This is a genomic window from Pelagicoccus sp. SDUM812003 (assembly GCF_031127815.1).
Classification (GTDB): Bacteria; Verrucomicrobiota; Verrucomicrobiia; order Opitutales; family Opitutaceae; genus Pelagicoccus.
In genome coordinates this window covers 155,099-169,649 of record NZ_JARXHY010000002.1, presented here as the reverse complement: position 1 = coordinate 169,649, position 14,551 = coordinate 155,099, and the positions used below count along the sequence as shown (strand labels likewise).

Genomic DNA, 14,551 nt, shown 5'->3' with positions numbered 1-14,551 from the left:
GTGTGGCGGGTCAGATCGCGCTCTGTCGCTTGTTTTTGGATAAGACGTTTTGTGGTAGGGTGATACGAAACAACGCTCCGTTTTCCTCCTCGCTTTCGACTTCGATCTGGCCGTTCATAGAAAGCACCAGCTGCTGGCAGATTGCAAGACCGATGCCAGTGCCGCTGTGCTTGTTGCCTCCCTTGTCTCGGCCCTGTTGAAAGGGTTCGAACAGAGATTTCAACAGCTCTTTTTTGATTCCGATTCCCGTATCCGAAACTTCGATCACCAGAAACTCGCCTTCCTTGATGTTCGTTATCCTCTGGGCGGAGAGGTTCACGCAGCCGGATTCGGTGAACTTAAGCGCGTTCTCCAGCAGGATGCGAAGAGCCTGACGAACTTTCGCTGATTGGCCGAACCAGTATCGGGGCGTGCTCGGTTCGATGCGAAGCTGAAGTTCGAGCTGCTTTTGCTGGGCGATTTCCTCGAATTCCGAGAGCAGTTCCGATAGAGTTTCCTGTATATGGAAAGAGGATACATCCGAATTTAGGTCGTTGCCCTCGGCTTCAGCGAAAAGAAGCAGCTTCTCGATAATGCCTGCCAGTCTCTCTCCTGATTCCTTGGCGAGTTTAGCCAGGGTCCTGCTGTCGGCGTCCTTGGCGGATCTAAGCAATAGGGTGGAAGGGCCGATGATTCCGTTGAGCGGCGTTCTCATCTCGTGACTCACGTTGTGAAGGAAAGCGGTTTTGGCGATGGTCGCGGATTCGGCCTTGCGAACGAGCGTCTTCAGCTCGTCGTTGGCCACGCGCAGCTCTCTCGTGCGCAGGTCGACTACGGATTGGAGCAACTTGTTGCGTCGCTCGGCTCGAGTCCGGATGAAGCGCACTCCGATGTACAGCAGGATTCCGAAGGTGAGAAGATAGAGAAAGTACGCGTACGCTGATCTGTAGAACGGAGGGAAGATGGTGAACGAGAACTCCGTTGGGGCGCCGTATGTATTGTTGGATACGGCGCGGATCTGAATGCGATAGTCGCCTTCGAGCAGGTTGGTCAATGCCAAGCTTTCCGGCGTGGAGAAACGATGCCAGTAGCGAGACTTCCCCAGGATGCGGTACTGGTGCGAGATGTCGTGGGGGTAGGCGATGGTGGGAGTGGCGGCATGAATCAGCAGACTGTTGTTTCGGTAGGCGATGGCGCGTTCGTCGCTGAGTTGGTCGGAAAGCCCGTCGAAGAGAAGGGTGTCCGTGTTGGGATCTTCGATACTCACAATCGAGGTTTCAGGAAGGTTCGGCAGCGGCTTTTCGTATGCGGTATTGAAGTGGAAGATCTTGTTCTTGCCGGTGAGCCAAATCCCTTCGCCGCGCGCTCTGACCCAGAGCAATCGCTCGTTTTGTATGGAGGCGAGCGTTTCGGTATCGCGAGATATCGAGCCGTCTTCCTCCATCCTAAGGATCACGTGGTTCGAGTTGGTCGGTACCCACAATCTTGATTCAGAGTCGAGAACGGGGCGGGTGACGCCAGGATAGTCTCTGAAGATTCCGCTCGCTATCTTTTCCTTCACCGGTGTGAACGCTTGGGTGTTGGCATCCCATACTTGATACTCCATGTCGCTTCCCACTCCGAAAAGGGTGCGCTCGCCCAGTTGCCAAATGTTGACCCAATAGTTCGCCAGCCCCTCGGCTGCTCCGAGCCGCCGAACGTCGAAGGAGTCCGGACGCATCTCCAATCGGGCCACGGCTCCCACCCCGAGTTCGAGCCAAATCACGCCGTCCTTGTCCAGAACCGCGTCGTAGCTCAACCCACGTGAGGGACGTGAAAACGAAGTGGCCCTCCATTGCCCATCCTCCCGTTTCAGCAGCCGATACTCTTGGCCTCCGATGGCTACCGCTTGGTTCGGGTAGTCAGGATGCCGCACTACCAAGGTCGACTCGGCCACGCCGGCTATTTGCTGGGCGCGTTGGTCGTCTCGAAGGAGAAACACGCCGTCCACCGTGGCGCAAAGGATGCCGTCCTCCACCGAAATCGCATTGAGGATCCTGCTAGGGAGCTCGCTTGCCAGACGCTCGAATCCCAGCAAGGCCCCGCCTTGGGAGGTGATGGCGCCTACGAGCTTCGAGTCGGAAACCACATGCATGCGATCGCGATGCCAGAAGATGCGCGGGTAGGTGGTGGCGTAGGGGAGTAGTTTTGAGATATCCGTGAGCGGCTTGAGAAAGTCGACTCGGATCACGGACGATTCGGAGATGGCCCAAACTACGCCGTTCCCTGCGTGGATCAGGTGGTTTGCCTGGCCGAAACGATAGTCGATGCTGCGACTGAGGCACTGGATGACTTCGCCCTTTCGGTTGATTAGGAAGATGCCGTTGTTCGCCACCGAGAGGGCGAGCACTTGGTCTGAGATCGGCTCCATGTCCAGGATGCGGTGCGTTTCCAGCTGGTCGATCTCGCTGGGCCACGGCACGATGCCGGCTTCCTCGTCGAGGCGCTGCAATCCGCTGATGTCAGGTCCCAGCAGCAGGCCGACTCCCGGCCAGGACTCGGCGGACCGTATGCCTTCGCGGTAGCGCAATATCTCTCCGCTGCCTAAGGCTCTCCATTGATTTCCCTCTCGTTTCAAAGCCTTTCCATCGACGCCGAAGGCGTAGAGGCTGTTCTGGTGCAAGGCGGCGCTGGCGATGCTACTGGACGTCTCCTGCACGAACCTTACCGATTCGGTGGCGGTATCGAGCTCCGCGATGGATCCTTGCCCGTAGAAGTAGAAGATGTCGCCATCCGTCACGAGCTCGAGCAAGGTGGATACCCCTTGGTGATGGTGCTGTTCGACATCGGCGATGGACCGGAGCTCGTAGCGCTTACCCGCGGCGAAGCTCAACTGGTGGATGCCGGTGGTGGTGCTCGCGTACAGTTTGCCGTTCGGAGCCAGCCCGATGGTGTGGATCGAGAAGCTCTCTTGGCTCACGCTCAATTCCTTGGGCGTGTAGGTGAGCCAGACGTTGCCGTCGAAGGCCAACACGTTGGCCCCGCTGGCTACTAGGATGCGACCGAACGGATCGATGGAAATGTGGTTGAGGCCGTGCTGGCTCCCGATCGAGGTCGGTTCGTATACGGAGAAGTAGGGGCTGCCGAGGAAGGAGTCACGCTCCGCTTGGGCGCTCGCGAAAAAGGCGATGCAAGCGCTTGCGAGCAGGGCGAGGCACCGTCGAACCGAGGGCGAGCTTTGAGTTGAAGTTGGCAAATCTGCGGTGGTTGGTCAGAAGTCGGCGTGGCGCGCTCCCGGTCTCTAAGCCCTTGGCTCAAGGGCGATCTGGCGGTGGTCGCATTTCGCTTCCTACGAAACGAAAGACGCATGTTCAGGGCAAACCTAACTAGAAACGGAGACAATACAAGGTCACCGAAGCGAGTGATTGGCGAAAAGCTCTCACGAACCGTCGGCTAGGGCGAATCTTGCTGGAAATTCGCAAGATCCTGCTGGCGCTTCGCGAACCAGTCGTCGTGGGGAAACTGCTCCCTGGCCAGGGTCAGCGTCGAGGCCAGATCCGCCAGGATCAGCTGCACCAGCTGCGGGGCTTCGTCGGAAGCTTGCGCGTCGGCCGCTTGAGCGGCGTCGGCTAGCCGAAAGAGCACGCCGATCTTTCGGCCCCAAGCGCCGGCGTTTGCAGGGGCGAGCTCGATCACGCGATCGAAGGCGTTGACGGCCTGGCCCTCGGGTCCGGAGGGATCGAAGGAGACCGTTTCGCCGTCGAGCGCCTTGTAGAGCGCGCAGCCGTATTCGAACCAAGCGTTGGCGTTTTCCGGCGCCGCTTCGGCAGCCTTTTTGAAGTGTCCGATGGCCAGCGAGTCGCGTCCGAGGGAGCGATGCAGGATCGCCAGACAGCGATGGGCGGGCGCGAAGTCTGGATTGAGCTGCAGGGCCCGGTCGAAGGATTCGCGGGCCTCTTCGAGCTGCGAGAGCGCGTGGTGAGCGATGCCTTTGTTGGCCCAGCAGTCCGGGTAGTCGTTTCGGTAGGAAAGCGACGCTTCGAATTCCGAGAGCGCGTCCTCGAAGCGATCGAGTTTCATCAGCATGTTTCCCGCATTGTAGTGGTCGCGAAAGTTGGGCGATATGAGGTTCGCCTTGCGGAAGTCGGCCAAGGCGAGCTCCACCTTGCCCATGCGATCCAGAAGGAGGCCGCGGTTGCTGTGCAGCAAAACCTCCTCCGCTCCCGATCCGATCGCCTCTTCGTAGATCTTCAGCGCAGCGTCGGGCTTGCCCTCGTGCTCCAGGGAGATGGCCTTGGCGAGCGTTTCGGCGACGATGTCGGGCATGGGCGCTACAGTTCGGTATTGAAGTGGGCGCGTACCGATTTGATGGCGTATTTGGTGAGCAGGTTCCCTTTGCTGGCTCGCCCCTTCACGGTGAGCTCGCCGAGGTCGAAATCGAACTCCTTGATGCGGGCGCTGCAGGTCGGCGTGAGGCGCACCTTGATCGGGCGCGTGGAGCCGTCCGCATTGGCTCGAAAATAGTGGACCCTGGACCCTTTGGAGCCCTTCGTCAGGTCGTAGACCTTGTCGCGGGTGACGGCGTTCACCACGAAGCGCTTCACGAAGGACGATCCGCGCGGACCGTCGCGATAGACCATGTCGTAGATCGTTTCTTCGTCCCCTTTCTTCCAGACGGCGACGTGCACGATATCCTTGCCCATGAAAACCTTGTCGGCCACGCGGGAAACGCGGAAGGTGCCGTCGGAGCTGAAGGCGATGACGTCGTCAAGCTGCGAGCATTCGCACAGAAACTCGTCCTTCTTGAGGGAGAAGCCGATGAAGCCATCCTCGCGGTTGACGTAGAGCTTCTCGGTGGGCAGCGCGACCTCGGCGGCCTTGATCGTCTCGAAACTTTCGATACGGGTGCGGCGTTCCCGCCCTTTGCCGTATTTCTCCTTCAGGGCTTCGAAGTAGGCGATGGTGAACTTGACCAGCGAGCGCAAGTGGCGCTTGGTCTCGCGAATTCCCTTCTCGGTTTTCTTGATTTCCTCGTTGGCCTTGAAGGAGTTGTATTTGGAAATGCGCTTGATGCGGATTTCGGTCAATCGAGCCACGTCGTCATCGGTGACCTCTCGCTTGAGCTGGCTCTTGAACGGGTCGAGTCCTTTGTGGATTTCTGAAATGACCGCTTCCCAGGTCTCGCACTCTTCGATGCGTCGGTAGATGCGCTCCTCGATGAAGATGCGTTCCAGCGAGTCGAAGTGCCACTTCTCCTCGAGCTCGGCGAGCTTGATCTCCAGCTCGCGCTTCAGCAACCCCTTTACGTTGTCGGTCGAGCGTTGGAGGATTTCCGAAACGGGCAGGAAGTAGGGCGTATCATTCTCAATGATACAGGAGTTAGGAGCGATCGAGACCTGGCAGTCGGTGAAGACGTAGAGAGCGTCGATGGTGGCGTCCGCGTCGGATCCTGGCGGCAGGGTGATGAGGATTTCCGCTTTGTCCGAGGTGTTGTCCTCGATCTTCTTGATCTTGATCTTGCCCTTGGAGTTCGCGGATATGATGGAGTCGATGAGCGAACCGGTGGTGCAGCCGAAGGGAATCTCTCGGATGGCGATCTGGTACTTCGACAGTTTTTCGAAAACCGCGCGAACCAGAATGCGACCGCCGCGCAGGCCGTCGTTGTAGTTGGTGAAGTCGGCAACTCCGCCCGTTTCGAAATCTGGATACAGTTCGAACTCCTCCTTGTTCAGGTAGGCGATGGCGGCGTCGATGATCTCGTTGAAGTTATGCGGCAGGATCTTGCAGGCGAGGCCGACCGCGATGCCCTCGCAGCCTTCGGCGAGAAGCAGCGGAAATTTGACCGGAAGATTGATCGGCTCCTTGTTGCGTCCGTCGTAGGAGAGTTGCCAATTGGTGGTCTTGGGATTGAAGACGACTTCGCGGGCGAAGGGGGAAAGGCGCGCCTCGATGTAACGAGCCGCCGCGGCTCCGTCACCGGTGAGCGTGTTTCCCCAGTTGCCCTGCGTATCGATCAACAGGTTACGCTGTCCCATGCCCACCATGGCCGAGTAGATGGAGGCGTCGCCGTGCGGATGGTAGCGCATGGCGTGACCGACCACGTTGGCGACCTTGTTGTAGCGTCCGTCGTCGAGCTCGTTGAGCGAGTACATGATGCGACGCTGCACGGGCTTGAGGCCGTCGTTCAGCGCGGGAACGGCGCGATCGAGGATGACGTAGGAGGCGTAGTCGAGGAACCAGCTCTGGTAGTTGGAGGCGAGAGGCGCTTTGGCGTTTCCCGACTTTTCGGGAGATTCGCTCTCTTCGCCGCCTGCGGGCAGGTCAAGTTCGTCTTGGGAGTCGTCCGACATTTAGAATCAGGTAGGAGGTCTGCAGGTGATTAGTCTGTAGCTGAATTTTGGCTACGGGCTTTTGAGCGACACGCTATAGGGCTTATACGGCTTCCGCCGTCTCTATGACGTCTTTTTCGATGCGCAGGTTCTCGATGATGAACTCCTGTCGCTGCGGCGTGTTCTTACCCATGTAGAAGGAGAGCAGTTCGTCGATGTTGTGCAGGTGGGACATGGTGACGGGATCGAGCTTCATATCCGGCCCAATGAAGGTGGCGAATTCGTCGGGTGAGGCTTCTCCGAGGCCCTTGAAGCGGGTGATCTCCGCGGTCTTTCCCAGCTGCTTCAGGGCTTTTTCCTTCTCGGATTCCGAGTAGCAGTAGATGGTGCTTTTCTTGTTTCTGACGCGGAAGAGGGGCGTCTGGAGGATGTACAGGTGCCCTTGACGTATCAAATCTGGGAAGAACTGCAGGAAGAAGGTGAGCAGCAGCATGCGGATGTGCATGCCGTCGACGTCGGCGTCGGTGGCGATGACGACCTTGTTGTAGCGCAGCGTATCCAGTCCGTCCTCGATATCCAGGGCGCTTTGCAGGCAGTTGAATTCATCGTTCTGATACACGATCTTCTTGCTCAGTCCGAAAGCGTTGAGCGGTTTGCCCTTGAGCGAGAAGACTGCTTGGGTGTTGACGTCCCGAGTCTTGGTGATGGATCCGCCTGCGGAATCACCCTCCACTATGAAAAGCGTGGCGTCTTCCGCTTGCTTGTGCTTCGTATTGAAATGGGCCCTACAGTCGCGAAGCTTCTTGTTGTGCAGGTTGACCTTTTTGGCTTTTTCGCGAGCAAGCTTGCGGATGCCGGAGAGCTCCTTGCGCTCCTTTTCGGAAGAGACGATCTTCTGCTGCAGGGCCTTGGCGGTCTGCGGGTAGCGGTGGAGGTGGTCGTCGAGTTCCTTCTTGATGAAGGTGTTGACGAAGTTGCGAATGGAAGGCCCTTTGGGGGCGATGTTCTGGGAGCCGAGCTTGGTTTTCGTTTGCGACTCGAACACCGGCTCCTGCACGCGTATTGAGATTGCGGATATGATGGAGGTGCGCACGTCCGCCGGATCGTAGTTCTTGTTGAAGAACTCGCGTATGGTCTTGACGATCGCTTCGCGGAACGCGGCCTGATGGGTGCCGCCCATGGTGGTGTGCTGGCCGTTCACGAACGAGAAGTACTCCTCGCTGTAGTGCGTCCCGTGAGTGATGGCGACTTCGATATCGTCTCCCTTCAAGTGGATGATGGGGTAGAGAATGTCGCCTGAGAGGTTGTCCTGCAGCAGGTCCTTCAGCCCGTTCTCCGACTTGAAGGTTTCTCCGTTGAGCGAGAGGGTGAGGCCGGTGTTGAGGTAGGCGTAGTTCCAGAGCATCGCCTCCACGTATTCGAGGCGAAACGTGTAGTTTTTGAAGATGCTGTGGTCGGGCACGAACTGCACGAAGGTGCCGTCCTTTTCGTCGGACTTGGTTTTGCGCCCGTCGTTGACCAGCTCGCCGTGCTCGAAATCAGCCCGTTTGGTCTTGCCTTCGCGGAAGGCGGCTGCGCTGAAGGTTTCGGAGAGGAAGTTGACCGCCTTGGTGCCGACGCCGTTTAGGCCGACGGACTTCTGAAAGGTTTCGGAATCGTACTTGGCTCCGGTGTTGATGACGGAAACGCAGTCGACCACTTTGCCCAGCGGGATGCCACGACCGTAATCGCGCACGGTGACGGTTTCGTCCTGGATGGTGATATCGATCCGATTGCCGTGTCCGGAGGTATGCTCATCGATCGAGTTGTCGATGATTTCCTTGATGAGCACGTAGATACCGTCGTCTGGAGAGGAGCCGTCGCCAAGCTTGCCAATGTACATGCCAGGGCGAAGGCGGATGTGTTCTCGGGGACTGAGGGACTTGATGCTCGACTCGGTATAGTTCGATTCTGCCATCGGCGCAGATAGGAACCAGTGCGAATGCTGAAATCAAGCGAGAAGTCGTAAAAACAGGGACGAGCTGGCTCAGACATCCCTTAAGTTGTACATAACGAAAAGGTTGGACCCGTGGTTGGCTAGAGCCCGCTGATGTCGTCGGACTCCGATCCGACGAATTCGCGGCCATCGAAGTGAGTGATCTTGGGCAGCCTTAGCTGGGAAACGCAGGCCAGCGGATCGTGCTCGGTGAGGATGAAGCGTGGCTTGCAGCCCGCCGTCAAACTGCCGAAACGCTCGCTGAAGCCGAGTCGGGAAGCCGGTACGCCAGTGGCCGAGTTGATGACCTGAAGCGGACTGAGGCCGGCCTGCTCCATCAGCTCCAGCTCGGAGAGGAAATGCGTGCCATGACCCACGCCGCAGCTGCCAGCGTCGCTGCCGGCGACGATTTTGACGCCTCGTGCCTGCGCCTTCGCCAGGCTGCGCGAATGGCTTTCGAGGATGCGCCGCAAATGGGAAACGACGGTTTGGTCCCATCCCATGCGTTCCGCTTCGTCCACTTGGACCTGAACGGGAGCGAAGGTCGGCGTCCATGCGATGTCGAGATCTCGCATCCGGGCGAGCTGCTCGTCGGTGATGAAGAAGCCGTGCTCGACAGAGTCCACGCCGCCATCGATAGCGTTTTGGATCCCATCCGAGCCTGACGCGTGGGCGAAGGTCTGCTTCCCTCGCTCCTTGGCCGCTTCGGTGAAGGCCTTGACTTCTTGCGCGTCCATCTGAGGTTTCGCTGTGACGAGGCCTTTCTTGAAGTTGATGATTCCTGTAGGGATAAGTTTGATACGATCTGCCCCTAGCTTGATTCGGTGTTCGACCACACTAGCGGGATGGGCATGATCTTCGATCGGTTCGGCCATGAAGGATCCGTAGCGTCCTCGGTGGTGAATGGCGGGCCCGGGGCTTTCAACATAAGGCATCGCTGGATGGCTCGGGGAACGGTAGAGCTTGCTCAGGGCGATGCCTACGCCGTCCTTGTCGCCAGCGTCTCGATACGCGGTGATACCGAGTTTCAGCAGCTTTTCGAGGCGCAGGATCGCCTTTGCGAGCAGCATGGTGGGAGATTGCTTCAGGTAGGCTTTGCGTTTTTCGAAGTCCAGCTCCGCTCCTTCAAGGAACAAGTGGGCGTGCGATTCGATCAGGCCCGGGAGAATCGTGTGCCGAGGAAGCTCTCGATCGGGGATAGAGCGATCGACGACGAGCCTGGCAGGAGGCGCGGTGGCGCCGACGTAGAGGATCTCGCTATCGTTGTAGACGAGATGGGCGTCGCGTAGTGGAGAGGAGGATACGCCGTCGATGAGAGTGCCGACGCGAAGCCAGGCGTTCTGCTTTGAAAGGGAGGATGATGAAGCGTGAATAGTGAACTATGGTTGTGTGTTGCTGCCGACGAATTGCTCGAATCGGCTCGAATTAGCTTTTAGGAATTCGTGATCATCCGTTTTATGCGCGGGAGTCTGTCTCTAGTCCCAGTCGTCCCAATCGTCGTCATCATCCTGCTGGGCGCAAAGGGCTAGGATCGCTTCCGCCTGTCGGAAGCCGGCGCTTTCCTGGGATTCGCCGTCGCGAGGGCGGCCTTGGTCGAGCGCGTTTTGCAGGCCGGCCACGATGGGATCCTCGGGAGGTAGGGGCGCGGGGGATTTTTCGGGATTGGCCAGAGCGAAGTCGAGCCCACGCTGCATGGCGAGAGTCAGGTAGGCGCCTTCCAGTTTCTCGCGCATGTGTTTCGGGGTGCCGAAGGAAAAGTTGGACAGGCCTACCATCATGTGCACGCCCTTCATATCCGGGTCGTTGGAAATGAGCTGCATGGCGTCGAGGCCGATATTCACCAAGCCGTAGGTGTCGGCGCCGACAGGGGCAAGTCCGGTGTCGATGATGATGTCGTCCGTGGAGCGGTCCGCACGTTCCACCAGCATTTCCACGAATCGCTTGGCGGCCTCGTAGGAATCCAGCGGATTGAGGCACTGGGCTCCGCCGCCGTCTACGAATTTTTCCGAGGCCATGACGATGGCTTTGGTGTCGTAGTCTTTCACCAGGTCGATCATTTCATCGAGGTTTTCGCGCGAAGCGGCGAGGGAGTTGAGGATGGGTTTTCCGCTGAGGCTGCGATCGTAGTGGGCGAGGGCGACCTTGTGGTATTCGATCGAGGGGTTGTCGAAACTGATCGGAGTGTCGCAGGCTTGCTGGATAGCCGGAATGAGAGTGGGGAGAAAGTCCAGCATCTCCTGTAGTTTTACTTGGATACGCTGCGTCCCATCTATGTTGAGGGTAAGAAATGCGGCTCCGAGTTCGGACTGTCCTTGGGCGAGCCGCTGAAACGCTTCCAGATCTCGGCTTTTGAAGGCGCGTCGAGCGCGAGCGTAGGAGTTGTTCATCAATTCGCCGATGACGTGGAGTTTCTGTTTGGTTGAGATCATGGGAAACAGCGTTCTAGCAGGTGGAGTTGACAGGTTTAGGGGAGGTGTGACGAAGTGACAGTGAAAGGTGGATACGGGCTACGGTTTCGCGTGATGGTCGCGCTTCAACCAGTTGTTGGCCCAGGCGGAGGTGTGACGAAGTCCCTGGTTCTGCACCATGGCGCGATGGGTGAGCAGCGAATCAACGTTTCCGGCCGCCTTCAGGCGCTCGTGAGCCCTCAGCCAGATGCAGTCGCCGTAGCCATCGACCTCGCATCGTCCGTCGCGCGTGCCGCCGCAAGGGCCGTTGCGTTGGTTCTTGGCGCACTGGGATTCGGGGCACAGGTAGGCGATATCCGGCAGGGAGCAGTCGCCGCAGTCGCGGCAACGGTAGAGCATCGCCTTGGACGCGTGCTCGAGGACGCGAAGCGGAGCGGGGCCTTGGGCGGGGTCCTTGGCGTTGGCGCAGGCTTTTCGTCCGAGCCTCGCGAAAGTCGTTTCCGGGGCGAAGACGTGATCGTGCATCCACCTGGATAGGCTGTAGTGGAAACTTGGCGACGACTTTGGCGTTGGAGCGGTCGGCGCTTCGGGGTCGGCCAGCCCTGTGGAGGAATCCTCCTGATAGTGGAAATACTCGCCTGGCTGGGAGAAGCATATCTCCCTGGCGAAGCGTTTCCAATCATCGTCAGAGAAGCTCTTTTCGATGTCGAGGGCGCGACGGATCGTTTCCGCGTCGTGCGCTCCGCCTATGTAAGCCCCTCGGTATCCAAGTCCGCGGTAGATGGCGACTTGCTTGGCCGCGAGCTCGAGAAAGAAGGCTTTTCCCTTGTCCGGCGAGTCCGCCTGCTTTTGACAAAGTTGTAGGAGCTTATCGGATACGACGACTCCCGGTATTCGCTGGGAGTTGAAAAGCTTGGCTACGCGGGGGTTGAGCAGATAGACGTTTCCGATCAGGGGGATTCGTTTCATGCCATGATGATCCATGTAGACTCTGAGCTCATGGATCTTTCGCGAGTCGTAGCCGATCTGGTTGATGATGAAGGATGCGCCGGCCTGGGTCTTGCGGCGTAGCTTCAGGTACTGCGGGACGAGCTCGCCTTCGAGCCGCTTGAAGTTGGTGGTGACGGCACCGATATTGAAAGCGGTTTTCTCGTACTTTGGCTCGTGGCTCGGATCGACCAGCTCCGTATGGTCGAAGCCGCGGTTCATCTTGCTGAGCATAGCGATCAGGCCGACCGAATCGATGTCGAAGACCGGTTTGGCCAGCCCGTCGTTTCCCGCGACCGGATAGTCGCCGGTCATAGCGAGAATGTTTTGAAATCCTTCGCTGTGCAAGGCCCAGGCTTCGGATTCGAGGCCGTTGCGGTTGAGGTCCTTGCAGGTGAGGTGGATCACCACTTCCTTGCCCGCGTAGAGGATGGGCTTGCCAAGGGAGTGGGGCGCCAGCTGCGGGTTTCCTCCTGCGTTGTCGGTGATGGAAATCCAGTCGACGCGATCGCACTCGACGAGTTCGTGGGCGAAACGTCGGGCTTTGAGGGCGCTTTTGGCGGCCATGGTTCCGCGAATGGAAACGAGCTCGACCCCGGTGAGAAAGTCGGTGGATTCATGGAGCTTTTCGCGGAGAGATCGCATTTTAGTTTTGCCCACGAATTGCTCGAATCCTCACGAATGACGCTGAAAAGAAATTGGTGGGAATTCGCGTAATTCGTGGGAAGGCTTGTTATAGAAGTTTCGCTTCGAGTTCCTCTTTGATTTCGTCAGCCACGTCGTCGGCCTCGCCCGGGCGCTCCTGGGGTTCCGACCATTTGAAGGCTCCGAGGTAGCTGGCGGAATCCGTCTTGCCTTCCTTCTGAGCCCTGGCGTCGACACGTTTCATAAAGGTCGGGTCGAGCTGCGCTTTCGCTTCGTCAAACTCGTCCCACGCTTTCACCTGGGTGGGAATGTCCTGCCAGTAGAGTATTTGGTAGTGGGCCATAGGGTGTGAAAAGGTCGGCGGTTTGTGTATGGAAAGTGGATACGAAAGGCCGATGCGGCGTCTCGTGTCGGCACGCCGTCTGGGCTCTGGCGCCGCGATGGAAGCGCGAGGCCTAGTCGATGTGTCCGACCAGTTTCAGAAAGAGTTCCACCGCCGCCGAAGCGTCAGCGCCATAGCCGTCGGCTCCGATTTCGTCGGCGAACATCTGGGAAATCGGAGCGCCGCCGATGGCGAAACTGACGTCGGTGCGTCCCGCTTCCTCGAAGCCGTCGATGACGGTTTTCATGTAGGTCATGGTGGTGGTGAGCAGGGCAGACATGCCGATGATCTGGGGTTTGCATTTGTCCGCCGCCGCCATGAACTTTTCCACCGACTGGTCGACTCCGATGTCGTGCACTTCGAAGCCGGCGCCTTCGGCCATCATGCAGACGAGATTCTTGCCGATGTCGTGCAGGTCGCCGCGCACGGTGCCCATCAGCAGGACGGGCGCTCTGTCGGCATCGATGGCCGCGTCGTCTCGAGCGGCCAGGAGGGGCTTGAGCACGCCCATGCCGGCTTTCATGGCGCGGGCTGCGATGAGCACTTCCGGCACGTAGAGGATATTGTACTTAAAATCCTCTCCGACCACCGCCATGCCGGCGATGAGACCTTCGGTGAGGATCTCCTGCGGGGTGCGCCCTTCGGCCAGGGCGTCTTTGGTCATCTTCTCCACTTCGGCGGCATTGCCTTCGTAGAGGTATTGATTCATCTGGGCGTAGTCTGGCACGGGGAGGGCGGAATGCTGAATGGTGAAGGTGGAGTCGTGAGAAGGTGGATACGGTTTGCGCTATTCGGAACGGATAGGCCCTATCGGTCCTCGTTGTATTCCTGGAGGGCGTCGAGCATGGCTTTGATGTTTTCTTTCGGCATGCCGGGCGAGGTGCCGCCGCCAACGGAGAGGATGATGTTTTCGCCTTCGGAGTCTTCGAGCACGTCCATGGTGGCGTCGAAGACCTCTTCGGGATCGCCGCGTACGCCGATCTCCAGCGGATTGACGTTCCCCATCAGCACCATGCGGTCGCCGATGCGGTCCTTGACGTCGGCGATTTCGGTTTGCTTGCCCCAGTTGAGCACGTTGAAGCCGGTGTCGGGCAGGTGTTCGAGGCAGGCTTCGATAGAGGCGTCGTTGTGGTAGATCTTTACGAAATCGTCCGGAAAGGCGTCGTTGATGCGCTTCAGGTAGGGGTGGGCGAACTCCATGTAGTGGTCTTCGTTCACGAAGCCCACTATGTCGTCCAGTATGAAGATGCCTTCCACGCAGTCGCCCATGGCCTTTTGCTGGGCCTTGAGCCAATCGATGATGAGGTTGGTGCAGAGATCGATCAGCTTGTGGGCCCACTTGCCGTTTTCCGCGATGTCGATCATGAACTCGGTGGTGCCGCGCACGAAGCCAGCTGTGCAGAGGGGGCCGCGGGAGGTGACGATGGGGGTGATGTAGCCTGCGTCGAGGATGCGCGGCTGGTGCATGCGAATGCGGTGCAGGGTCATGGCCATGAAGGCGTCGTTTTCCACCTCGTATTCGGGAAACTTCTCGATGTCCTCCACGTGGTAGAGGGTGTGGTACTCGGAGGGCGTGTTGTCCTGCCAGAACTTGATTTTCGATCCGAGCGCCGAGGGTTCGGCTGCCATGCCGTATTCAACCCACCAGGACGGGATGAAGATGATGTCGGGAAACTCCTCGTGCAGGCGCAAGTTGGTTTTGAACCAAAGCTCCGGATCGAGATAGTAGTCCATGTGCTTGATGCCGTAGTAGCCCGGGATCCAGGGGCTGTCCACGATCATCGCCATGGGGATTTTGTCCATTTTCTCGCCGCGGGCGGCGCGTTTGAAGATTTCCCACTGTTCGGGTCTCATAGTTGCTTAAGAA

At 58.6% G+C, this 14,551-nt stretch carries 10 protein-coding genes; all 10 read right to left on the bottom strand.

All coding sequences use genetic code 11. The features are described from left to right. Positions 1-10: 10 nt before the first annotated feature. Positions 11-3,214, bottom strand: coding sequence for an ATP-binding protein (locus QEH54_RS02950; RefSeq protein ID WP_309017129.1), 3,204 nt, complete (start codon positions 3,212-3,214; stop codon positions 11-13). Between the two features lie 197 nt (positions 3,215-3,411). Further along, positions 3,412-4,284, bottom strand: a complete 873-nt coding sequence (locus tag QEH54_RS02945; RefSeq protein ID WP_309017128.1) for a tetratricopeptide repeat protein — start codon at positions 4,282-4,284, stop codon at positions 3,412-3,414. A gap of 5 nt (positions 4,285-4,289) precedes the next feature. Beyond that, positions 4,290-6,308 (bottom strand): DNA gyrase/topoisomerase IV subunit A, encoded by a 2,019-nt coding sequence (locus tag QEH54_RS02940; protein WP_309017127.1) that lies wholly within the window; start codon positions 6,306-6,308, stop codon positions 4,290-4,292. Positions 6,309-6,390: 82 nt separating this feature from the next. Beyond that, positions 6,391-8,244 (bottom strand): DNA topoisomerase IV subunit B, encoded by a 1,854-nt coding sequence (locus QEH54_RS02935; RefSeq protein ID WP_309017126.1) that lies wholly within the window; start codon positions 8,242-8,244, stop codon positions 6,391-6,393. Positions 8,245-8,363: 119 nt separating this feature from the next. Then, on the bottom strand, positions 8,364-9,431 hold the full coding sequence (locus QEH54_RS02930) for an amidohydrolase family protein (protein WP_309017417.1): 1,068 nt from the start codon (positions 9,429-9,431) through the stop codon (positions 8,364-8,366). Between the two features lie 306 nt (positions 9,432-9,737). Beyond that, on the bottom strand, positions 9,738-10,691 hold the full coding sequence (locus QEH54_RS02925; RefSeq protein ID WP_309017125.1) for a dihydropteroate synthase: 954 nt from the start codon (positions 10,689-10,691) through the stop codon (positions 9,738-9,740). Between the two features lie 78 nt (positions 10,692-10,769). Next, complete coding sequence (locus tag QEH54_RS02920; protein ID WP_309017124.1) at positions 10,770-12,302, bottom strand: methylenetetrahydrofolate reductase C-terminal domain-containing protein; 1,533 nt, start codon at positions 12,300-12,302, stop codon at positions 10,770-10,772. 88 nt (positions 12,303-12,390) lie between these two features. After that, on the bottom strand, positions 12,391-12,645 hold the full coding sequence (locus QEH54_RS02915; RefSeq protein WP_309017123.1) for a virulence factor: 255 nt from the start codon (positions 12,643-12,645) through the stop codon (positions 12,391-12,393). A 112-nt stretch (positions 12,646-12,757) separates the two neighbouring features. Continuing rightward, positions 12,758-13,393, bottom strand: a complete 636-nt coding sequence (locus tag QEH54_RS02910) for a corrinoid protein (protein WP_345785635.1) — start codon at positions 13,391-13,393, stop codon at positions 12,758-12,760. A gap of 98 nt (positions 13,394-13,491) precedes the next feature. Then, on the bottom strand, positions 13,492-14,538 hold the full coding sequence (locus tag QEH54_RS02905) for a uroporphyrinogen decarboxylase family protein (RefSeq protein WP_309017121.1): 1,047 nt from the start codon (positions 14,536-14,538) through the stop codon (positions 13,492-13,494). Between the last annotated feature and the right edge of the window lie 13 nt (positions 14,539-14,551).